Source organism: Methylobacterium sp. J-067, from assembly GCF_022829465.1.
GTDB lineage: Bacteria > Pseudomonadota > Alphaproteobacteria > Rhizobiales > Beijerinckiaceae > Methylobacterium > Methylobacterium litchii.
Genome location: NZ_JAKSXZ010000131.1, coordinates 1 through 643, shown reverse-complemented (window position 1 = coordinate 643; position 643 = coordinate 1). Strand labels below are relative to the sequence as shown.

The following is a 643-nucleotide window of genomic DNA, read 5'->3' as shown; positions in this document are numbered from 1 at the left end:
CTCCCGTTCACCGCCTCCGTCGAGAACGCGCTCAACCGACCCGCCGCCACGTTCTGGATCTGGCGCCCGTCGCCGGCTTTGCCCACCTACACCACCCCCGCCTCCGGCCGGCCCGCAAACCCCCCATACGCGGTCCCGTCGACCGCGACGGCCTACACCGCCACACCCGCAGACGTCGCCGCCCCGCCGCCCAGCGCCACTCCGCGCCCCAACGATCCGTTCTCATGTAACCCGATTGCCAACGCGCCCCCCGCCCTGCCAGCGTCGATCCTCCCCATCGCCACGGTATGATCCCCCCCGCGCCCGCCGCCCCGGCGACGTTGTTCATCCCCAGCGCACCCGTATGACCGCTCGCCGCGTTCGCCGAGCTGCCCCGCGCCAGGGAGCCTTCCCACGAGGCCCGGGTCGCCGTGCCCGCCGCCGTCGTGTAGGCATCGACGGCGCTTGCTTGGTTGCCCACCGCCGTGGCCAGCTTGTCGGTCGCCCGCGCCTGGTAGCCGATCGCCACAGCCTGCTGACCGCTCGCCACCGCACCAGACCCGATCGCCGGTGCCGTGCTGCCGATCACCGCCGCCACCGGCGCCACGCTCGTCGACAGCGACGTGATCGACGTGTTCGCCGACGCCACACCCGTCGACAGCGA

At 73.3% G+C, this 643-nt stretch carries 1 pseudogene; it reads left to right on the top strand.

The annotated features are described in order from the left end of the window. Positions 1-291 (top strand): annotated as a pseudogene (locus MKK52_RS19135) (hypothetical protein); the annotation flags it as partial. Between the last annotated feature and the right edge of the window lie 352 nt (positions 292-643).